Origin of the sequence: Alteribacillus iranensis (assembly GCF_900113025.1) — a bacterium.
GTDB lineage: Bacteria > Bacillota > Bacilli > Bacillales > Marinococcaceae > Alteribacillus_A > Alteribacillus_A iranensis.
The window spans coordinates 710,868-731,516 of the sequence record NZ_FONT01000001.1 but is presented as its reverse complement, the minus strand read 5'-3'; the positions used below and the strand labels follow the sequence as shown (position 1 = coordinate 731,516).

The 20,649-nt window shown below is 40.6% G+C and carries 20 protein-coding genes and 1 other annotated feature; all 20 genes read left to right on the top strand.

From position 1 onward, the window contains the following. The first annotated feature begins 52 nt into the window (after positions 1–52). The 20 genes from BM095_RS03605 to BM095_RS03510 all read left to right on the top strand — a co-directional run bounded on the left by BM095_RS03605 (position 53) and on the right by BM095_RS03510 (position 20,649). Positions 53–847 carry a cell division protein FtsQ/DivIB gene (locus tag BM095_RS03605; protein ID WP_091657493.1) on the top strand — a complete coding sequence of 265 codons (795 nt, stop codon included), beginning with the start codon at positions 53–55 and terminating at the stop codon, positions 845–847. A 361-nt stretch (positions 848–1,208) separates the two neighbouring features. Then, positions 1,209–2,495: a cell division protein FtsA gene (gene ftsA, locus BM095_RS03600; RefSeq protein ID WP_091657490.1), complete on the top strand. Its 1,287-nt coding sequence runs from the start codon at positions 1,209–1,211 to the stop codon at positions 2,493–2,495. 93 nt (positions 2,496–2,588) lie between these two features. Next, on the top strand, positions 2,589–3,755 hold the full coding sequence (ftsZ, locus tag BM095_RS03595; RefSeq protein WP_091657488.1) for a cell division protein FtsZ: 1,167 nt from the start codon (positions 2,589–2,591) through the stop codon (positions 3,753–3,755). 438 nt (positions 3,756–4,193) lie between these two features. Then, a complete protein-coding gene (gene spoIIGA / locus BM095_RS03590) occupies positions 4,194–5,111 on the top strand; it encodes a sigma-E processing peptidase SpoIIGA (RefSeq protein ID WP_091657485.1) in 918 nt (305 codons plus the stop codon). 25 nt (positions 5,112–5,136) lie between these two features. Continuing rightward, on the top strand, positions 5,137–5,850 hold the full coding sequence (gene sigE / locus BM095_RS03585; protein WP_091657483.1) for an RNA polymerase sporulation sigma factor SigE: 714 nt from the start codon (positions 5,137–5,139) through the stop codon (positions 5,848–5,850). 285 nt (positions 5,851–6,135) lie between these two features. Further along, a complete protein-coding gene (gene sigG / locus BM095_RS03580) occupies positions 6,136–6,921 on the top strand; it encodes an RNA polymerase sporulation sigma factor SigG (protein ID WP_091657480.1) in 786 nt (261 codons plus the stop codon). A gap of 207 nt (positions 6,922–7,128) precedes the next feature. Further along, positions 7,129–7,365, top strand: coding sequence for a YlmC/YmxH family sporulation protein (locus BM095_RS03575; RefSeq protein ID WP_091657473.1), 237 nt, complete (start codon positions 7,129–7,131; stop codon positions 7,363–7,365). 143 nt (positions 7,366–7,508) lie between these two features. After that, on the top strand, positions 7,509–8,393 hold the full coding sequence (gene pgeF / locus BM095_RS03570; protein ID WP_091657470.1) for a peptidoglycan editing factor PgeF: 885 nt from the start codon (positions 7,509–7,511) through the stop codon (positions 8,391–8,393). Next, the gene (locus tag BM095_RS03565; RefSeq protein ID WP_245757789.1) at positions 8,350–9,030 is read left to right on the top strand and encodes a YggS family pyridoxal phosphate-dependent enzyme; all 681 of its coding nucleotides are present in this window, start codon (positions 8,350–8,352) and stop codon (positions 9,028–9,030) included. Before pgeF ends, BM095_RS03565 begins: the two co-directional genes overlap by 44 nt. 48 nt (positions 9,031–9,078) lie before the next feature. Next, positions 9,079–9,480, top strand: coding sequence for a cell division protein SepF (locus tag BM095_RS03560; protein WP_091657461.1), 402 nt, complete (start codon positions 9,079–9,081; stop codon positions 9,478–9,480). A gap of 26 nt (positions 9,481–9,506) precedes the next feature. Further along, positions 9,507–9,761: a YggT family protein gene (locus BM095_RS03555; RefSeq protein ID WP_091657455.1), complete on the top strand. Its 255-nt coding sequence runs from the start codon at positions 9,507–9,509 to the stop codon at positions 9,759–9,761. Positions 9,762–9,926: 165 nt separating this feature from the next. Next, complete coding sequence (locus tag BM095_RS03550) at positions 9,927–10,706, top strand: YlmH family RNA-binding protein (RefSeq protein WP_091657450.1); 780 nt, start codon at positions 9,927–9,929, stop codon at positions 10,704–10,706. 119 nt (positions 10,707–10,825) lie between these two features. Continuing rightward, positions 10,826–11,338, top strand: coding sequence for a DivIVA domain-containing protein (locus BM095_RS03545; protein WP_091657443.1), 513 nt, complete (start codon positions 10,826–10,828; stop codon positions 11,336–11,338). Between the two features lie 50 nt (positions 11,339–11,388). Beyond that, positions 11,389–11,618 (top strand) — a binding site (T-box leader). A 71-nt stretch (positions 11,619–11,689) separates the two neighbouring features. Beyond that, on the top strand, positions 11,690–14,461 hold the full coding sequence (gene ileS, locus BM095_RS03540) for an isoleucine--tRNA ligase (protein ID WP_091657439.1): 2,772 nt from the start codon (positions 11,690–11,692) through the stop codon (positions 14,459–14,461). A gap of 75 nt (positions 14,462–14,536) precedes the next feature. Beyond that, positions 14,537–15,013: a signal peptidase II gene (gene lspA / locus BM095_RS03535; RefSeq protein WP_281243857.1), complete on the top strand. Its 477-nt coding sequence runs from the start codon at positions 14,537–14,539 to the stop codon at positions 15,011–15,013. After that, a complete protein-coding gene (locus BM095_RS03530) occupies positions 15,010–15,924 on the top strand; it encodes an RluA family pseudouridine synthase (protein WP_091657433.1) in 915 nt (304 codons plus the stop codon). The genes lspA and BM095_RS03530 overlap by 4 nt, the downstream gene beginning before the upstream one ends. 239 nt (positions 15,925–16,163) lie before the next feature. Then, positions 16,164–16,718, top strand: a complete 555-nt coding sequence (pyrR, locus tag BM095_RS03525; protein WP_091657429.1) for a bifunctional pyr operon transcriptional regulator/uracil phosphoribosyltransferase PyrR — start codon at positions 16,164–16,166, stop codon at positions 16,716–16,718. A 189-nt stretch (positions 16,719–16,907) separates the two neighbouring features. Beyond that, a complete protein-coding gene (locus BM095_RS03520; RefSeq protein ID WP_091657422.1) occupies positions 16,908–18,251 on the top strand; it encodes a uracil-xanthine permease family protein in 1,344 nt (447 codons plus the stop codon). Positions 18,252–18,601: 350 nt separating this feature from the next. After that, positions 18,602–19,531, top strand: coding sequence for an aspartate carbamoyltransferase catalytic subunit (locus BM095_RS03515; protein WP_245757788.1), 930 nt, complete (start codon positions 18,602–18,604; stop codon positions 19,529–19,531). Between the two features lie 14 nt (positions 19,532–19,545). After that, complete coding sequence (locus tag BM095_RS03510; RefSeq protein ID WP_091657419.1) at positions 19,546–20,649, top strand: carbamoyl phosphate synthase small subunit; 1,104 nt, start codon at positions 19,546–19,548, stop codon at positions 20,647–20,649.

The following is a 20,649-nucleotide window of genomic DNA, read 5'->3' as shown; positions in this document are numbered from 1 at the left end:
CTTCCTTATTAGTTATAAACATAATTGTCCTGGGGATTGGAGGGTAAAAAAGATGCCGGATGACAAAATAGTAAAAGCGGAGGATCATATACCTGCCCTGAAAGAAAAACGTCGAAAGAAAACAAACCGACGACTCATTACATATCTTTCCATCTTTTTTATTCTTATTCTTCTCGTTGTTTATTTCCAATCCCCCCTCAGCCATGTGAGAAATATTACGGTGGAAGGATCGCAATTAGTAGAAGATAAGAAGATTATCGATACCAGCATGATTCAGACAGGGACAAGCATGTGGCAGCTGGAGATCTCAGAAGCGGAGTCACATATCGCAGAACTTGATGAAATCAAAGAAGTTTCGGTCGATCGAAATCTCCCATCGACCGTAGAAATTCACGTCACGGAGCATGAACGAATTGCTTATGTGGAGGATGGAGATCGTTATGTGCCGGTTCTTCAAAACGGAACTGTATTGAATGCTATCAGTACAGGAAGCCTGTCAGCTGACGCCCCGGTATTAAAAAACTTTAACGACTCTTCCAAGCTTGAAGCGTTTACTAATGAATTGAGTAAGTTAGGCGATGGTATTCTGAATCGGATTTCCGAAGTTCATTATCTTCCTGAAAACGAAGAAGAAAATGAACTGTTCTTGTATATGAATGATGGAATTGAAGTTGTTACTTATGTGAATGATTTTGCAGAGAATATGGGGTCTTACCCTGCTATATCCAGGGAAATCAACCCGGATACCCCTGGTGTTCTTCATATGAAAATGAGTGCTTACTTTGAATCCTGGGAGGAAGAAGAAGTCGAAGAGAGGTTACCGGCAGAAGTAGAGCAAGCTCAGTAAAAGTAATAAGCTAATAATAGAGAACCTGGCTGTCATTTGTGAACGTGCACGAATTTGAAGTTATGAGTATACGAATTCTCTTTCTTGTGTGAAAACTTAAGTCACCCTATAGGAACTTTAGCTTTTCTACAATGAGAAGGTAGTGTAGACTAGATATAACTAACTACCAATTTATTTACTGACTTTAAAAGGGAAAATGAAACAAATGTGGAAGTTGTAATTGTATTGAAAAATAATCGTAATCTATGAATTGCTTTTTACTCTACTACTCCATACTTACCCATGCTAAGATGAAAGTAGATGAAGTAATAGAGTAAAAACAATAGATGCAGTAGAGACCTACAACGGGAGGTGCCACTATATGAACAGCGATGAAATATACGTCAGCCTTGATATCGGTACGTCCGGCGTTCGTGTTATAATTGGAGATATGTCCGGAGGCTCCTTAAAAGTAATGGGTGTGGGGAATGCCCCCTCTACCGGTTTAAAAAAAGGAGCGATTGTAGATATCGATGAAACAGTAAAATCCATTCGTGAAGCTGTGACTGAGGCTGAGCGGATGGTAGGCCTTGATGTGGAACAAGTGGTTGTCGGGGTGAACGGTAACCATATTGATATGCAGTTTTGCAGCGGGGTCGTTGCTGTTTCAAGTGCTGATAGAGAAATTAGAGATGAAGATATAGAGCGAGTGATGGATGCTGCTCAAGTTATGCCTATCCCGCCGGAAAGAGAAATTATTGACGTCATTCCCCACCAATTTATTGTGGATGGGCTAGATGAAATTAATGATCCGCGCGGCATGTTAGGAGTACGTCTTGAAATGGAAGGCACTATCATTACAGGTGCAAAAACTGCTTTACATAATCTGCTTAGATGTGTAGAGAAGGCTGGGTTGGCTGTGGCTGATATCTGTCTGCAGCCATTAGCAGCAGGGAGTGTTGCTGTCTCTAAAGATGAAAAGTCATTAGGGGTGGCATTAGTAGATATTGGCGGCGGCTCATCGACTGTATCTGTTTTTCAAAACGGGACGATGAAAGCGATGTCCGTGTTAACTATCGGGGGAGACCATATTACGAATGACATTTCAGTTGGCCTTCGTACTACCATGGAAGAAGCAGAACGAATTAAGAAAGAACATGGTCACGCTTTTATTGATGAAGCATCAGATGAAGTTCTTTTTGAAATTCAAACAATTGGCAGTGAAGAGCCGGAAGAATACACTCAATATGAAATTGCTCATGTTATTGAACCACGTATGGAAGAAATTTTTGAAATGGCAGCTAGTGAAGTACATAGACTGGGCTTTTCTGACTTGCCGGGCGGCTTTGTATTAACTGGTGGCTCTATAATGATTCCCGGTACATTGGAACTTGCTCGGGACGTTTTGCGTCATAACGTCCGCATGGCGGTGCCAGATTATATTGGTGTACGCGAGCCTATATATACTACAGGTATCGGGCTTATTGAATTTGCTAACCAAAATGTGAAAATTCAAAGCAGAGAGGCGGCAGCAGCTGTAGCGCCAGTGAAGAAAAATGAAAATAATGAGTCTCTCAAAGAGGACACACAACCTAAGAGAGAGAAGAAACAAGACGGACCTGGTATGAAAAAGAAAGTCAAAAACTTTTTTAAAGTCTTTTTTGAATAGGTTCTGTGCTGAATGAACGCAGGACCTTTTCATTTTCAATGTGTCAAAACGACAAATGAAGCGATAGACTTGAAGAATTAGGGAGGACCTTTAATGTTGGAATTCGAAATGGATATGGATCAGTTAGCGCAAATTAAGGTAATAGGCGTAGGAGGCGGTGGATCGAATGCTGTCAACCGCATGATCGAAAACGGCCTCCAAGGCGTTGAATTCATAGCAGTTAATACCGATGCACAAGCCTTGCAGCTATCAGATGCAGAAACAAAATTACAGCTTGGTGGTAAATTAACACGTGGACTAGGTGCAGGAGCAAATCCGGATATAGGAAAGAAAGCAGCAGAAGAGAGTAGAGAACAGTTAGAGGAAGCATTGACAGGTGCCGATATGGTCTTTATCACAGCAGGAATGGGAGGCGGAACCGGCACAGGTGCAGCACCGGTTATTGCAGAAGTTGCAAAAGAAATCGGTGCTTTGACAGTAGGTGTTGTCACTCGTCCGTTTACATTTGAAGGCCGTAAACGCTCTACACAAGCGGCATCCGGTATTACAGCGTTAAAAGACAAAGTAGATACTTTAATTGTCATACCTAATGACCGTCTTCTGGAAATTGTTGATAAAAGTACTCCTATGTTGGAGGCGTTTCGTGAGGCGGATAACGTATTGCGTCAAGGTGTGCAAGGTATTTCCGACTTAATTGCAGTCCCTGGGCTTATTAACCTCGACTTTGCGGACGTGAAAACAATCATGAGTGAAAAAGGTTCCGCTTTAATGGGGATTGGTATCGCTACAGGTGAGAACAGAGCCGCGGAAGCCGCAAAGAAAGCAATCTCTAGTCCTCTTTTAGAGACATCTGTAGACGGGGCTCAAGGTGTTCTGATGAATATTACAGGCGGCAGCAACTTAAGTTTATTTGAGGTGCATGAGGCTGCTGAAATTGTGTCTGATGCCTCTGATGAAGAGGTAAATATGATTTTTGGTTCAGTAATTAATGATAACCTTGATGACGAGATTGTAGTTACTGTTATTGCTACTGGTTTTCAGGACGCAGAGGATAAAAATGCTGGACCTGCTCCTCGTCAAGGCGGCCTTCAACAGAGAAGAACTCAACAAAACAATGCAACTGGGCGTATCAGTCAACCACAGGAGCGTCCTCAAGAAGAACCACAAGAACCAAGACGTGAGGCTCCTGTCCAAGAAGAGGCAGCTGATACACTAGACATCCCAGCTTTTCTGCGTAATCGTAGAAGAAGAAGACAATAATTGAACGAAGCATAACTATAACGATCAGAGTGAGAAACGCTCCCGCTTATCAAATGGATAGCCGGGAGCGTTTTCTTTAATGTGACTTTTTCTATGACTAGGCTCTTTATGGAAAGTTTTTAACCACACGATTTATATTCATCACCAATAAGGAAGGCACATGAGACAGCAATATTCAGAAAATCACCTCCTCTCACGGTTATGTTTTCCGATTCCTCACCAATTATAGTCTGGCAAAATCCCACGGTCATACGATTATTCCCTTTTTTCCCATTCTTTGATTTGCTCGTACATGAGAATGTTTGGTTATTCTGTCGTCAATGATTCTTGCGACAAAATCTTTGAAAAGAAGAGTGAAAAGGCTGTCATGAACTGACAGACTTTTAAATATAGTAGCTATATAATCAAAATAAGAAAAGGTAGGGGGAGGGGGCTGACATATATTATCTAGATATTTTATGGGGGATCAATCTTATTATTCATGTAACATTGTTAACCGGTACCGCTCGTCTCCTTAAAAGAAAGATAACAAAAAAAAGATTGTGGTTTGTTTCCCTTTTAGGTTCATGCACTATTTTTTTTGTATTAACGCCATGGGAAAGTTGGTTATTTCACCCTTTCGGGAAAGCATTATTAACAATTGTTCTAGTTTGGCTCGCCTTTGGTTATTCATCCTTGTACATGTTCGCTCAAAGTGTCTTTATGTTTTATATGACAAGTTTTCTAGCCGCCGGAACGATTCTTGCGCTGGAAACGTGGAGATACTCTATCCAGGAACACTATATTGCTATCTCTCATTACGTCCAATCCATGTATAGCAGCTTTTCTCTAATACTTATTGTATTATCTATCCCCGGGATATGGCTCATCTTTTATTGGACAGACTCTATTATTAAAAAAAGAAAAGTAAAAATGTCCAAGCTTGCTCATGTTGTCATCGAAGCAGAAGGAGTGAGTTTAGAAGGGAAAGCTTTAGTTGATACCGGAAACGAGTTAAAAGATCCCATTACTCGAGTGCCTGTAATGGTGATGCAGATATCTCATTTACGGAAAATTTGGCCGATGGATGAATATGAAACCTTACACGAAGTTGTCCATCATAATCGCTTAGAACAATTAAGTGAAATTACCCATTGGAAAGACAGGTGGAGATTTATCCCCTATCGCTCAGCAGGTCAGGACATGAAAATGATGGTGGCGTTTAAACCAGATCGAGTAGCTGTCGAAGATGAAGAAATTAGTACTTTTGATTCCATATTAGTGGGACTTGAAACGAGGCAACTTTCTTCAAGCAATGATTTTACGATGATATTTCCTTCCGATCCATTGGAGACAAGTAAACACGCTACAGCATAAATACAAAGTAAAGGAGGTCTTCGGTTTGCTGACATTAAAACTTAAATTATTTTGGATGAAATTATTAAAGAAGCTCGGCTTCAAACCGGACGAACTGTATTATATTGGTGGCAGTGAAGCACTCCCGCCCCCTTTATCGAAAGAAGAAGAAGCTCATCTCATCAATTTGCTACCGAAAGAGGATGAAGAAGCGAGATCGATTTTAATAGAAAGAAATTTAAGACTGGTTGTGTACATTGCTAGAAAATTCGAAAACACAGGCATTAACATCGAAGATTTAATTAGCATTGGAACGATTGGGCTTATTAAAGCAGTAAATACTTTTAATCCTGAAAAGAAAATTAAATTAGCAACTTATGCTTCTCGTTGTATCGAAAACGAAATACTGATGCATCTAAGAAGGACAAATAAGATACGCTCTGAAATCTCCTTTGATGAACCTCTGAATATTGATTGGGATGGCAATGAGCTTTTGTTGTCTGATATCCTGGGGACCGAAGAAGACATCATTACGAGAGGAATTGAAGAAAAAGTGGACCGTCATCTATTAAGAGGCGCTTTAGAAACTTTAAATCCTCGTGAAAAACAAATCATGGAAATGAGATTTGGTTTGGCCGGTAAGAAAGAGAAGACTCAGAAAGATGTCGCTGACTTATTAGGAATTTCCCAATCATATATTTCTCGTTTGGAAAAAAGAATCATTAAACGTTTACAAAAAGAATTTAATAAAATGGTGTAACTTGGAAGAAACGTTTTAGCGTTTCTCTTTTTTTATAAAGAATGGGAGAATTTACTAATGAATTTTTTTTAAGAAGCCATTCTTTGTGACACCTTGAAATAATTACATTTCATTCTTTATTTTAATAAAGTGTTCGTTTCCATAGAACTGTGCAGCCATCCCTTCCTGCATAATTTCTTTTTATAAGGACCATACTGAGCATACACGTACTTAAGAAGCGGGATGATACTTCACCAGAACCACTGAAGGAAGTCCCCATACATCTATGCTTGGGAGGGAATGGAATTGGCACGTAGCAAAGTAGAAATTTGTGGTGTGGATACATCGACACTTCCCGTCCTTAAAAACCAGGAAATGAGAGAATTGTTTAAACGCATGCACAAAGGTGATGAGTCAGCAAGAGAGGCACTAGTAAATGGAAATCTCCGCCTTGTGCTAAGTGTCATCCAGCGCTTCAATAACCGTGGAGAACATATGGATGATTTATTTCAAGTTGGTTGTATAGGGTTAATGAAGTCTATAGATAACTTTGATTTATCTCAAAATGTACGATTTTCTACGTATGCGGTACCAATGATTATAGGTGAAGTAAGAAGGTATTTACGAGATAATAATCCTATCCGTGTGTCGCGATCGTTGCGGGACACAGCATACAAAGCTCTCCAAGCGAGAGACAAGTTAATGGCCGAGCGATCGAGAGAAGAAGAACCTACTGTCCAAGAGATAGCCGCTAAACTGGATATGCCAAAAGAAGATGTTGTATTTGCTCTAGATGCCATTCAAGATCCTGTTTCCTTATTTGAACCAATTTATAACGATGGCGGCGACCCCATTTATGTTATGGATCAGATTAGCGATGATAAAGAACAGGATAGAAAATGGTTGGATCATTTAGCATTGAAAGAAGCAATGGTTCGTCTAAGCAGCAGAGAAAAGATGATATTGGATATGAGATTTTTCCAAGGAAAAACGCAAATGGAAGTTGCTGAAGAAATTGGTATATCGCAAGCCCAAGTGTCCCGTCTGGAAAAAGCGGCAATCAAACAAATGAATCGAACAGCGAGTGTTTGAGTATGGCTCCCGTTTTGTACGGGAGCTTTTTTTATGCAAAAATTCTACACTCCTACTTGTGGGAAGAACATTTTATATTAATGTTTCTACGTTAACTAACATATAAATGAAATACTGAACCAAATACAATGTCTGGGCAGGGGGCGGACACTGCTTATAACATGCGGCTACAGCCAATAGAATTCCGAATTAAAAGGAGAGGTGCTTATGCGAATATCAGAACTCCAAGCGAAAGATATAGTGAATATGCATACCGGAAAAAGGCTCGGCCATGTTGGGGATATTGATATAAATGTTGAAGCAGGGCAGGTAGAAGCACTCATAGTAGGTGGGGCTGGAAAGATGATGAACTTTTTCAATCGTGATAACGAATTTGTCATACCATGGACACAAATAGTAAAAATTGGATCAGACGTCATATTAGTGAATCTCTATGAAGAATGAAATTTAGGAACATCGTAGAAAAAAAGAAGAAGAGAGCATATTATAAATAAAACAAACGAGAACTTTCTATGGGATGATCATAAAATATGTTAAAATAAATAGACGATTTATGGCAAAATGTACGAATAAAGGAAGCGATTTGCGTGAGGAAGGATCCTTTTTTTCCACGTTCTGAAAGTTTTCTAGAAGTGAATGTTTCTCCATTCGATGATGATGAGGATTTGATAGCTGGAATGACTACTCGGCGCAACGGGAATAGTCGTCATTCTTTTCACTCATTAAATATGGCTTACTACACAGGTGATGATCCAGCCGCAGTATCAGCAAATAGGCAGGCCATTGCAGACCAAATAGGTCCTGGCTTCTCTCATTGGGTGGAGGCGGAACAAGTACATGGAGATCATATTATAGAAATGTCCAGCACTAATATATTGAATGAGACACCACTAGAAGCGGATGGAATGTATACTAGGGAGAGAGGAATCCTCTTAACTAGTTATTATGCAGATTGTGTCCCTTTATTTTTTTATTCACCTCTGACTCGTTACGTTGGGCTTGCGCATGCCGGCTGGAAAGGTACCTCTTTAGATATCGGAGGAAAATTAGTGAAAGAATGGATTTATAAAAAAGAGGTTCCTGTCGGTGACATAGTAGCTGTCATCGGTCCATCTATTTCACAAGCGCGTTATGAAGTAGATGAAAGAGTCATTCACCGAATGGATATGATATGTCCGAAAGAGAAACCGAAACCATGGTATACTTCAAAGAAAGGCCACTATCAGTTAAATTTAAAACAAATGAACGCACTCCTTCTTGAAAAAGCTGGATTACCTCTTGAGAATATATTTATAAGCAAACATTGTACATATATAGAGGATAATTTGTTCTTTTCTCATCGGAGAGATCAAGGAACAACTGGCCGAATGATGACATGTATAGGAATAAAGAATGATGGAACTAAGGAAAGTACAGGAGGAAAGCACGGTGACAATTGCAGAAAATTTAGCAGACATTCAAGAAACAATTAAGACAGCATGTGACAAATCAGGCCGAAAACACGAAGATGTTAAAATCGTGGCGGTAACAAAATATGTATCAGTGGATACTGCTAAAGCTGCAGTGGCAGCGGGGATACATCATATAGGTGAGAACAGATTGGAAGGGGCGGTGAAAAAGTGGGAAGCTTTGAATGGACAAGCTACCTTTCACTTCATAGGCACTCTTCAATCGAGAAAAGTAAAAGAAATCATTGATAAGTATGATTATTTCCATTCTCTTGATCGTAAATCACTAGCAAAAGAATTTCAGAAGCGGTGTCCTGAACAAAAGAAAGTTCGTTGTTTTGTTCAAGTGAACGTATCAGGAGAGGAATCAAAGGCAGGGTTATCACCTGATGGAACGATTGATTTCATTCAATCCCTTGAGCAATATCCATCAATTGAGGTGGTCGGACTTATGACCATGGCTCCTTATGAAGAGGATCCTGAAGCTACGAGACCTGTCTTTCGGAGGCTGAGAGAACTGCGAGATCGCGTGATCGATTTAAATCTTAAGCATGCTCCTTGCCGGGAGTTGTCAATGGGGATGTCTAATGATTTTCACATTGCTGTTGAAGAAGGCGCTACGATTGTACGGATTGGCAGTCTCTTAGTAGGGAAAAGCTAACGAACTCTGACATCACGGGTCATTCACGAGGCGGAAGGGGGGAGAATGATGAGCTTTAAATCGAAATTTAAACGTTTTTTTGAGTTAGATGACGACGTAGTTGAAGAAGAGGTGGAAGTGGCAGATACCTCCGAACAGGAGAATCATACTAAAAACGTTGTCAGTTTGCAAAGCATTCAACAATCAGCTAAGGTTATGCTGGTGGAACCTCGTGTGTATGAAGAGGCACAAGATATTGCGGACCATTTAAAAAATAGAAAATCAGTCATCATTAACCTGCAGCGCCTCCCTAACGAAGAAGCAAGAAGAGTAGTTGATTTTTTAAGTGGGACCGTTTACGCTATTGGCGGGGAAATGCAAAAAGTGGGGTATCATATATTCCTATGTACTCCGGATAATGTCGATGTTTCCGGCGCCATATCCGAAATGTTAAGCCAGTCCCATGATTGATTCGATTTTAAAGGAGATTACAACTCATGCAAACAATTGGAGTTATATTGCTTACAGGAATGCAAATATATTCGTGGATTATTATTGCTTATATATTAATGTCCTGGTTTCCAAACGCTCGAGAATCGTCTTTTGGACAAATGCTTGGAAGTTTAGTAGAACCATATTTAGAGCCTTTTCGACGCATTATACCGCCTCTAGGAATGATAGATATATCACCGATCGTGGCGATTATTGCCCTTCATTTTGCTAGGTTTGGAGTGCAAGCACTCTTTTTCTAGGTTGATTCTAGCAAAGGGTAAGGCGGTAGCTTTAGGTGATAAGCTTAGGAGACTAGGAAGAGACTTATGCACCGCGAGTGAATGGAAATAAACTCGAGCTAATTTAGTCTGAAGCTGGGTGTACGTCTTCCATGTTGGTACAGGAGTTATGAAGGACGGTTAGAGATGTCAATTTTCGAACACTTCCGCAAAGAAGAGCACGCATTTATAGAACAAGCTTTAGAATGGAAAGCTGCAGTTGAACACACATATGATCAAAAGCTGACTGATTTCTTGGACCCGCGAGAACAAGATATTCTTGCATCAGTGGTAGGAAAGGACGAAATCGTTTATTTATCTTTTTGGGGCGGCAGTGAAAACTGTGAAAGAAAAAGGGCGTTGTTATATCCATTTTATGAAAACATTCATGAAGAAGATTTTGATATGACGCTTTATGACATTCATTATCCCTCGAAATTCGTAAAAATTAGTCATCGTGATGTGTTAGGTTCCTTGATGGGACTTGGTCTGGAGAGGCGTAAATTTGGAGATATTCTAGAATACGAAGGGAACTATCAATTTGTAACTGCAAAGGAGATTGCTCCTTTTGTTGAAATGAACCTTCAACAAATCGGAAAAGGTCCTGTCACTCTATCCGAACGTTCTTTTCATAACATCCTTCCTGTCGAAGAGGAATGGGTATACGAGACTACGACTGTTACTTCTTTTCGTATTGATGCGCTGATTGCAAAAATGTATAACATATCCCGAAGCAAAGCCAATGCCTATATAGAGAAGAAACTTGTGAAAGTAAATTGGAAAACCACGGACCAAGCATCCTCTCTTCTTCAACAAGGTGATTATGTTTCTGTTCGTGGTTTGGGGCGGACGATCATTCGTGAAGTAGAGGGTCAAACCAAAAAAGGGCGTTGGCGAATTGTTTATGGAACAAAAGGAAGTCGCTAATATATCATTGTCTGCAGGAAATGTCTCTATTTTTGGCGAATAAGAGAGAAATAGCCCGATGAAGAATCCAGGGAATGAGAATCTTACATATATTTTTAACTTTACAGGAGGTGGGGAATGTGCCTTTAACACCGCTAGATATTCATAATAAAGAGTTTACGCGAGGATTTCGTGGATATGATGAAGACGAAGTGAATGAGTTTTTAGATCAAGTCATCAAAGATTATGAAACAGTAATCCGGGAAAAAAATGAATTATTTTCTAAGGTGGACGAATTAGAAGAAAGGCTTGAACATTTCTCTAATATTGAGGAGACCTTAAATAAATCTATTCTAGTTGCTCAAGAATCTGCAGAAGAAGTGCGCAGAAATGCAAGAAAAGAAGCCCAATTAATTATTAAAGAATCGGAAAAAAATGCAGATCGAATTATTAACGATGCTTTAAACAAGGCTAGGAAAATTGAAATGGAAATAGAAGAGCTAAAAAAACAGGCTTCTGTTTATCGCATGCGTTTTAAAATGCTCATTGAAGCCCAGCTCGAAATGCTACATAATGAAGATTGGGATCAAGTAACTGAAAGAGATGAAGGGACAGAAGAACTAGAAGAAGAAAATGTGCCTTCTCGTGAATAATTTGACGGACTCACGTCATTTGTTCTATAATTTCATCAATAAAAAGTCAAAAACCAACGAAGATAAGGACGTGCCTGTTTCCGACTGTTTTTGCACAGCGAACCGTGGGTGGTGAGAGCGCGGTAAAACAAGAAACAGGACATCACCTTGGAGTTCCGAAGCTGAACATTCTTTATGATTATTAGGCTTCGGCGGCTAGAGCCGTTATCGCAAGCAAAGTGGTTGTGCTTTATTCAAGTAAACAACAAGGGTGGTACCGCGAGGCTTTCTCGTCCCTTTTCAGGGATGAGGAGGCCTTTTTTCATCGTTTAAATTATAAAAGCTATTCGCTTTAAATAGGAGGAAGAATAAATGAGTTACAAAGAGACATTGTTAATGCCAAAAACAAAGTTTCCAATGAGAGGAAACCTTCCTAATAAAGAGCCGGAACGACAAAAACAGTGGGAAGAAGACAATATGTATGAACGAGTACAAGAAAGAACAAAAGGGCGTCCGCTATTTGTACTACACGATGGCCCACCTTATGCAAATGGGGATATTCATATGGGGCATGCTTTAAACAAAGTTTTGAAAGACTTTATTGTTCGCTCTCGATCCATGATGGGGTACCATGCTCCTTACGTACCAGGTTGGGATACACACGGTCTTCCTATTGAAACGGCTCTTACTAAAAATAAAAAAGTGAAGCGCAAAGAAATGACAATTGCTGAGTTCAGAAAGCTATGTGAAGAATACGCTCATGAACAAATTAATAGTCAACGCGAGCAATTTAAAAGACTTGGAGTCAGAGGAGATTGGGATAATCCTTATATAACGTTGACGCATGAATATGAAGCTCAACAAATTAAAGTATTTGGTGAGATGGCGAAAAAAGGCTATATCTATAAAGGTAAAAAACCTGTGTATTGGTCTCCTTCATCTGAATCAGCTTTAGCTGAAGCAGAAATTGAATATCATGACAAACGCTCTCCTTCTATTTATGTGGCTTTTGACGTAAAAGATGGGAAACAGGTTCTTGATGGAGATGAGAAGTTCATTATTTGGACTACTACCCCTTGGACGATCCCTGCCAACTTGGCAATCACCGTGCATCCTGAATTGACCTATGTAGTGGTACAAGAGGGAGAGCAAAAGTATGTTATTGCTGAAGGCCGTTTAGAAGAACTGAAAAAAGAATTAGAATGGGAACAAGCTGCAATAGTGAAGAAATGTAAAGGGCAAGAATTAGAACATGTCATGGCAGCGCATCCTCTTTATGGAAGAGATTCTTTAATCATATTAGGTGACCACGTAACGATTGATGCAGGTACTGGATGTGTACACACGGCGCCAGGACACGGGGAAGATGACTATGTCGTAGGGAAGCAGTATGGATTAGACGCCTTTTGTCCAGTGGATGACAAGGGTCATTTTACTAATGAAGCACCCGGTTTTGAAGGAATGTTTTACGATGAGGCTAATAAACCTATCACTCAGAAATTGGATGAGTTAGGCTCCCTTCTCAAACTTCAATTTATTACACACTCTTACCCGCATGACTGGCGGACAAAAAAGCCTGTTATTTTCAGGGCAACTGCCCAGTGGTTTGCATCGATCGAAGATTTTCGAGAGGATTTGCTAGAAGCGATTCGGTCCGTCTCCTGGATTCCAGAGTGGGGGGAGACACGGCTGTATAATATGGTTCGCGACCGCGGTGACTGGTGTATCTCCAGACAGCGCGCGTGGGGAGTACCTATTCCAATCTTTTATGGAGAAGATGGAGAAGCTATCATTACCGATCAGACAATTAATCACGTGTCTGACTTGTTTCGAAAGCATGGATCTAATATTTGGTTTGAATGGGAAACGAAGGAACTGCTTCCTGATGGCTTCACCTCAGAGCATAGTCCAAATGGTGATTTTACAAGAGAAATGGATATTATGGATGTTTGGTTTGACAGCGGTTCTTCTCACCAAGCTGTTTTGGAAGAGAGAGAGGACTTACGCTTTCCTGCGGATATGTATCTAGAAGGATCTGATCAATACCGTGGATGGTTTAATTCATCATTGTCAACAAGTGTTGCTGTCAAAGGTCAATCTCCGTATAAATCGATATTAAGTCATGGTTTTGCTCTTGATGGAGAAGGCAGAAAGATGAGTAAATCGATGGGAAACGTTGTTGTGCCGAATAAAGTAATGAAACAACTCGGTGCTGACATTCTCAGGCTTTGGGTCGCTTCCGTCGATTATCAAGCGGATGTTCGTATTTCAGATGACATCCTTAAACAAGTTGCTGAAGTGTATCGTAAGCTTCGTAACACCTTCCGTTTTATGCTTGGAAACTTGAATGATTTTGATCCTAAAACAAACCGCGTACCGGTTGATGACATGTCAGAACTTGATCAATACATGGTAGTGAAGCTGCAGGAACTCATTAACAAGGTTCAACAAGGGTATGAAAATTACCAATTTATGACGGTATACCATGCTCTCCATAATTTCTGTACGATAGAACTAAGTTCATTTTATATGGATATTGCAAAAGATACTTTATATATTGAAGCGGAAAACAATAAAAATCGCCGTGCGATTCAAACAGTCATGTTTGACACGTTACAGTCATTGATTCAGTTAGCAGCACCTATCATTCCACACACTGCAGAGGAGGTTTGGGAATTCATCCCTGGCACTGATGCAGACAGTGTTCAGTTGACCGACATGCCAAGAGAATCTATGTTGACAGAAAAAGATAAAGAGCTGCTTTCAAAGTGGGATCAGATTATGGCAGCGCGTGATGATGTATTGAAAGCATTAGAGAATGCCCGTAATGAAAAGAAGATTGGAAAATCCCTAACGGCAGAGATAAAATTATATCCGGAAGAAGAATTAAAAGCTTTGTTAGAAAAAGCAGGCGATCTGGATAAACTATTTATCGTATCTAAAGCATCGATAGCGGGTGAAAAATCGGAAGCACCATCAGAAGCTGAAATGTTTGAAAACACATCGGTTATTGTTATTCCTGCTGAAGGTGAGACGTGTGCACGCTGTTGGACAGTAACAGAGACAGTGGGGAATGATGAAAAGCATCCTGATCTCTGTGAAAAGTGTGCTGATATTGTTACCACTCATTACAGCGAAGTATAACAAATCCTTCCCAAACAGCAGAATGAAAATGCCTGTTGTTTGGGAATGCTTATATTAAACAGGGAGCTTTCGATTATGAATATCGTATATTATCTCGTTGCATTAATAATTATCGGTCTGGATCAACTAACAAAGTTTTTGGTTACAAAGAACATGGACATTGGGGAAAGTATAGAAGTGATACCTGGATTCTTTTATATTACCTCTCACCGCAATGCCGGTGCAGCTTTTGGTATCCTCCAAGGCCAAATGATGTTTTTCTACATTGTGACAGTGGTCGTTATTATCGCAGTCATCTATTACATGCAGAAGTACGCAAAAGAAAGCCGCACATACGGCATATCACTAGGGCTTATTCTTGGCGGAGCAATTGGTAATTTTATCGATCGTGTATTACTAGGTGAAGTGGTAGACTTTTTTGATGTTTACATATTCACTTACAATTATCCTATATTTAATATCGCTGATTCCGCGCTTGTATCCGGTGTGGTTTTACTGATCATCAAGATGACAGTGTCTGAAATGAAGGAAAAGAGGAATTTAAAAGAATGAAACAAGAAACATGGTTAGTTCAACAAGGGGAAGCGGGCAGTAGAATCGATAAATTTTTAGCTCAAAAAAAGGAAGAATGGTCTCGGACGGTCATACAAACTTGGATAAAAGAGAACCGTGTTCAAGTCAATGAGAAAAGAATAAAGAGTAATTACACGTTACAAGAACATGATAGAATCGATGTCTTTCCTGAAGAGAAGAAAGAAATAGAATTATTGCCCGAACCAATAGAGTTAGATGTTCGTTATGAAGATAACGATGTCATCGTCGTTAATAAGCCACGAGGAATGGTGGTCCATCCAGCACCCGGTCACCATACTGGCACTTTGGTAAACGGATTGATGCACCACTGTAGTACGCTCTCTACTTTAAATGGAGAATGGCGTCCTGGGATCGTCCATCGGCTGGATAAAGATACATCCGGGCTTCTCGTTGCAGCAAAAAATGACAAAGCACACGAAAAACTTGGCCTTCAGCTCCAAGAACGAAAGGTGAAAAGAATATACAGGGCTATCGTACATGGAGATCTGCCTCATGATTATGGAACAATTGATGCTCCCATCGGAAGAGATCTAAGAGATCGTCAAAAAATGGCTGTTACCGATAAAAACTCTAAAGATGCGGTAACATATTTTAAAGTCCTGAATCGCTGGGAAAATTACACACTTTTAGAATGTCAGCTTCTGACAGGGAGAATGCATCAAATCAGAGTGCATATGGCCTATATCGGTTATCCCGTTGCCGGTGATCCTAAATATGGTCGTGCTAAAACGTTACCGATCAATGGTCAAGCACTTCACGCGTATCAACTGGAATTCACTCATCCCTCGACAGATAAAGAGGTGCAAATAGAAGCTGAACTACCGAGAGATATGAAGGTTTTAATAGAGGATTTAGAAAAAAAGGATTGATTTCATCCTGACATTCTGTCATAATCACTATAACAGAAGAAATGATAACCTTTTAAAACATAATAAAAGACGAGTACCTTTAATTGTAGTCCCGTGAGGCTGAGAAGGATCTTATGTACAGGAATCGGCTGTAATTCTTGCAGCTGAAGTGTACGTATATGTAAAAAGACCCCTCTCATTCATCGGATGAGAGGTTTTTTTATGGGACAATATAAAGTCATTAAAAGAGGGCGGGTTGAATGATGGAAAGTAAAGAGAGAGTTCTTCTTGATGAACAAGCGATACGCAGAGCTATCATACGTATCTCCCATGAAATAATTGAGCGTAATAAAGGTATAAAAGATTGCGTGCTGATTGGTATTAAAACAAGAGGCATTCACATGGCTCGCCGCATCGCGGAAAATATTTCCAGAATAGAAGGAGAAACAATCCCTGTCGGCGAAGTAGATATTACACTGTATCGAGATGATTTAACTCCGGAAACAAGCACCGCTGATCCAGAGTTAAAAGGCACTGACATTCCAATCGATTTAAATGATAAACGGGTCGTTTTAATTGATGACGTACTTTTTACAGGGCGTACAGTACGAGCAGCAATGGATGCATTAATAGACGCAGGTGGAAGACCATCACAAATCCAGCTTGCTGTTTTGATCGACAGAGGGCATAGAGAGCTTCCGATCCGACCGGATTTTATTGGGAAGAATGTTCCTACTGCTAAAGATGAACTCATTGCTGTCGGTTTCACGGAAGAAGATGGGAAAGACCAAGTCATTATTAGGAACAGAACTTAATATATATCTCTTTAAATCAGTCCTGCGAGACTGAAAAGAGGTGAAGATCCTAGTATGGGCCACCCGGCCTTTCTGCCAGTGATTTCTGCCTCTTTGTCTCCGGGACAAAGGGGCTTTTTTTATCAGTATACGTTTTTCTTACTGGCAGAATAGACGTTCCAATATATCTCAAAAAAGGGGAGAGGTACAATGAGAAAAGAAGAAGTAAGGTTAGATGTCAAAGATGTACCGAAGTGGAACCAGTGGATCATTTTAAGTTTACAGCACTTATTTGCTATGTTTGGAGCTACCATCTTGGTACCGATTCTTACGGGTTTAAGCCCAGCGGTAGCTTTAGTATCAAGTGGGCTCGGGACGATTGCATATTTAATCATAACGAAAGGTCAAATACCAGCATATCTTGGCTCATCCTTCGCTTTTATCATGCCAGTCATCTCCGCCATGGCAATAGGAGGGCCAGAAGGTGTAATGATTGGTACATTCACTGCTGGTATTGTGTACGGGGTGGCTGCCCTGCTTATAAAAGGGAGTGGAGTGCAATGGTTGATGAATCTTCTCCCTCCGGTAGTGGTAGGCCCAGTCATCATGGTTATCGGTCTTGGACTTGCAGGAACAGCAATTGAAATGGCGATGAACTTCGACGCAGAAAGCGGACAATATATCAACCCAATGCTTCACTTCAGTGTAGCTTTGGCTACTCTTGCCATTACTATTATTGCATCTGTGTACTTTAAAGGTTTTTTCAACTTAATACCAATTCTTTTTGGAGTAGTTGGGGGATACATCATCGCTTCATTTGCAGGGTTAGTAAATTTTAGTGAAGTCTCAGCTGCCCCTTGGTTTCATGTACCAAACTTTGTTATTCCGTTTGTTACCTTCTCTCCAAGTTGGAGCTGGAGCATTGTCATCTTAATGGCTCCGATTGCTCTAGTTACTTTAGCTGAACACATAGGCGATACAATGGTGTTAAGTAAAGTGACGGGAAGGAATTTCCTGAAAAAACCGGGTCTTCACCGGACGATTATGGGAGACGGAGTAGCAACTATTGTAGCCTCCCTGATAGGCGGTCCTCCTAATACGACGTATGGAGAGAACGTTGGAGTAGTTGCAATTACGAGAGTATTTAGTGTCTTTGTGATTGGTGGAGCTGCCGTCTTTGCGATCTTCTTCGGTTTTGTTGGAAAAGTAGAAGCATTGATAGCAAGTATCCCAGGAGCTGTTATGGGAGGAGTCTCCATCCTGTTATACGGAATTATCGCTTCCTCTGGGATGAGAATGATGATTGATAACCAGATTGACTTTGGAATTAAGCGCAATCTCATTATTCCATCAGTTATACTCGTAACAGGAATCGGAGGAGCATTTATTAACCTCGGTGAAGGGGTGGAAATTACAGGAATGGCGTTAGCTACCTTCTTAGGAATTATTCTAAATCTTATCCTTCCGGGTAAAGAATACGGGTACGGGAACGGAGCCATGTTTGCTTCGATGAAAGATAAAATGGATCAAGAGAATAAAAAAGATACTGCTTGAAAGTAAATATCCCTTTAAATAGAGTACAGAGAGACTCTCAAGGGTGATACGGCTAATAGGTGAAGTGTGTGTTTACCTAATGATCGGCTGTCGCGGGGAACGACCCCCTGCCCCCTGAGTGTTTCTCAGGGGGATTTTTTATTGGCTCCAGTCGCCATCGGCTCGAGGTCGCTTCAACCCGCTCTGTGGCGGCAAGCCTCCTCGGCGGGGTCTCCAGCGCTTGTCGCTAGTGGTTCTTCTGCTAGAAACGCAAACGTCCTGTTTGCAACGCAGAAGCCAGCACATCTTGTGCAAGTACTTTTGTTCTGAAAAAAAGTATGAGCCTTTTTATAAAAAGGAGGAAGCGATACATGATCATGACTAAAGAAGAGTTCGCAAATCATTCGGATATCCAATCACCACGCCATGTCTTTCGTGCAGAGGACTGGGAGGAAAAGGAAATTCATGCTCTGTTAGACGAGGCAGAGAATATAGCACAAATACCTCGACAAACACCGTTATTTCAGCGATTATACGCAGTGAACTTGTTTTATGAACCAAGCACTAGGACAAAATTAAGCTTCGAAGCGGCAGAGAGAAATCTCGGATTGGAAATTCTACCGTTTGCCACTGATTCATCGAGTGTTCAAAAAGGAGAATCTTTATATGACACGGTAAAAACATTGGAAAGCATCGGCGCTGATGTGGTTGTCATTCGTCATAGTCAAGAAAAATTTTTTGATGATCTTCGAACAGGAATAAATATACCGATTATAAACGGAGGAGACGGTTGCGGAAATCATCCGACACAATCTCTTCTTGATCTCATGACTATTCGCCAAGAGTTCGGGTCATTCCAAAACATTAACGTAGTAATAGCGGGAGATATTTCACACAGCAGGGTAGCGCGTTCCAATATTTCACTGCTTAGAAAGCTAGGTGCGAATGTCACTGTTTCCGGACCAGAAAAATGGATTCCAGACGAATACAGAAAGATGTACCAGCCCATGGATGAAGCTATCCCCATGGCTGATGTAATGATGATGCTTCGTATTCAGCATGAGCGTCACCATGCTTCCAATCAGAATGTTTACTCCTTTCATTCTTCCTATGGATTAACAACAGATAGAGAAAGCAGGATGAAAAAAAGTAGTATCATTATGCACCCTGGTCCGGTCAACAGAGGAGTGGAAATTGCTGATGAATTAGTAGAGTGCAAACGTTCACGTATATTTAAACAAATGCAAAATGGAGTTTTCGCCAGAATGTCATTATTAAAGCATGTATTGAGACAATCATGAGGAGGTTTCTGGAAATGAATAGAAAATTAATTCTTGAAAATGGTGCTGTATTTCATGGAGAAGGGATCGGCAGTGATAAGGAGATAAAAGGGGAAGTGGTCTTTACCACAAGTATGACAGGGTATCAGGAGACTTTATCCAATCCTTCTAATTATGGGCAAATTGTTACGTGGACATATCCATTGGCAGGAGGATATGGCATCAATCGAGATGATTTCGAAGCGCTGAATCCAGCAGCAGGAGGAATGGTAGTCAAGGAATCTGCAGAGAAACCGAGCAATTTTAGAAGCATTTCTACTCTGAATGAATGGCTGAAATTAAAGAGTATTCCTGGTATATCCGGGGTGGACACAAGGCGGCTGACTTTACTTTTACGAAAAGAAGGCTCGTTAAGAGGATGTATTACAGCAGCAGATGCAGATACTCAAACAGTTGTGAACGAACTAAAAAATTTTCAGCCATCTTGTGACCAGGTTGGACAAGTATCAACGAAGAATGCGTATCACGCACCAGGGAACGGTCACCGGGTAGTATTAATGGACTTTGGTGCGAAGCATAGTTTGTCTCGTCAATTGATCGGCCAAGACTGTGACATGTTTGTCTTGCCTTATCATGCGACAGCTGACGAAATATTTTCCTATCACCCGGATGGCGTCGTCTTAAGTAACGGACCAGGAAATCCAGAAGATTTAGAACAGGCACGCCGAGTTGTACAATCGTTAATTGGTAAAGTCCCTATTTTTGGAATTGGCTTAGGCTATCAACTGTTAGCTCTTGCGTGTGGAGCTAATGTAGTAAAGATGCATACCGGTCATCGGGGAAGTAATCACCCGGTAAAAAATCTGGCAAAAAACAAAGTGGATATTACGTACCAAAACCATGGATATGTTGTAGAAACAGACTCTCTTCAAGAAACCGATTTAGAGGTAACGCACGTACATATAAACGATGGGACCCCAGAAGGAGTTTCCCATCGGGCACACCCGGCATTTGGTGTTCAATTTTATCCGGAAGGCGCACCAGGTCCGGAAGATACGGTTGAATTATTTGATGATTTTATTGAGATGATGGAAACATATAACAACCAGAACCAGCCTATTAAAGGAATGGAGAGATAA

Excerpts from the sequence above, each read along its gene's own strand:
- BM095_RS03575 (WP_091657473.1), top strand. The coding sequence starts at position 7,129 with ATGCGAATATCAGAACTCCAAGCGAAAGATATAGTGAATATGCATACC.
- ftsZ (WP_091657488.1), top strand. The coding sequence starts at position 2,589 with ATGTTGGAATTCGAAATGGATATGGATCAGTTAGCGCAAATTAAGGTA.
- lspA (WP_281243857.1), top strand. The coding sequence starts at position 14,537 with ATGAATATCGTATATTATCTCGTTGCATTAATAATTATCGGTCTGGAT.
- BM095_RS03520 (WP_091657422.1), top strand. The coding sequence starts at position 16,908 with ATGAGAAAAGAAGAAGTAAGGTTAGATGTCAAAGATGTACCGAAGTGG.
- BM095_RS03510 (WP_091657419.1), top strand. The coding sequence starts at position 19,546 with ATGAATAGAAAATTAATTCTTGAAAATGGTGCTGTATTTCATGGAGAA.
- pyrR (WP_091657429.1), top strand. The coding sequence starts at position 16,164 with ATGATGGAAAGTAAAGAGAGAGTTCTTCTTGATGAACAAGCGATACGC.
- BM095_RS03605 (WP_091657493.1), top strand. The coding sequence starts at position 53 with ATGCCGGATGACAAAATAGTAAAAGCGGAGGATCATATACCTGCCCTG.
- BM095_RS03560 (WP_091657461.1), top strand. The coding sequence starts at position 9,079 with ATGAGCTTTAAATCGAAATTTAAACGTTTTTTTGAGTTAGATGACGAC.
- ileS (WP_091657439.1), top strand. The coding sequence starts at position 11,690 with ATGAGTTACAAAGAGACATTGTTAATGCCAAAAACAAAGTTTCCAATG.
- BM095_RS03515 (WP_245757788.1), top strand. The coding sequence starts at position 18,602 with ATGATCATGACTAAAGAAGAGTTCGCAAATCATTCGGATATCCAATCA.
- BM095_RS03550 (WP_091657450.1), top strand. The coding sequence starts at position 9,927 with ATGTCAATTTTCGAACACTTCCGCAAAGAAGAGCACGCATTTATAGAA.
- ftsA (WP_091657490.1), top strand. The coding sequence starts at position 1,209 with ATGAACAGCGATGAAATATACGTCAGCCTTGATATCGGTACGTCCGGC.
- BM095_RS03555 (WP_091657455.1), top strand. The coding sequence starts at position 9,507 with ATGCAAACAATTGGAGTTATATTGCTTACAGGAATGCAAATATATTCG.
- BM095_RS03530 (WP_091657433.1), top strand. The coding sequence starts at position 15,010 with ATGAAACAAGAAACATGGTTAGTTCAACAAGGGGAAGCGGGCAGTAGA.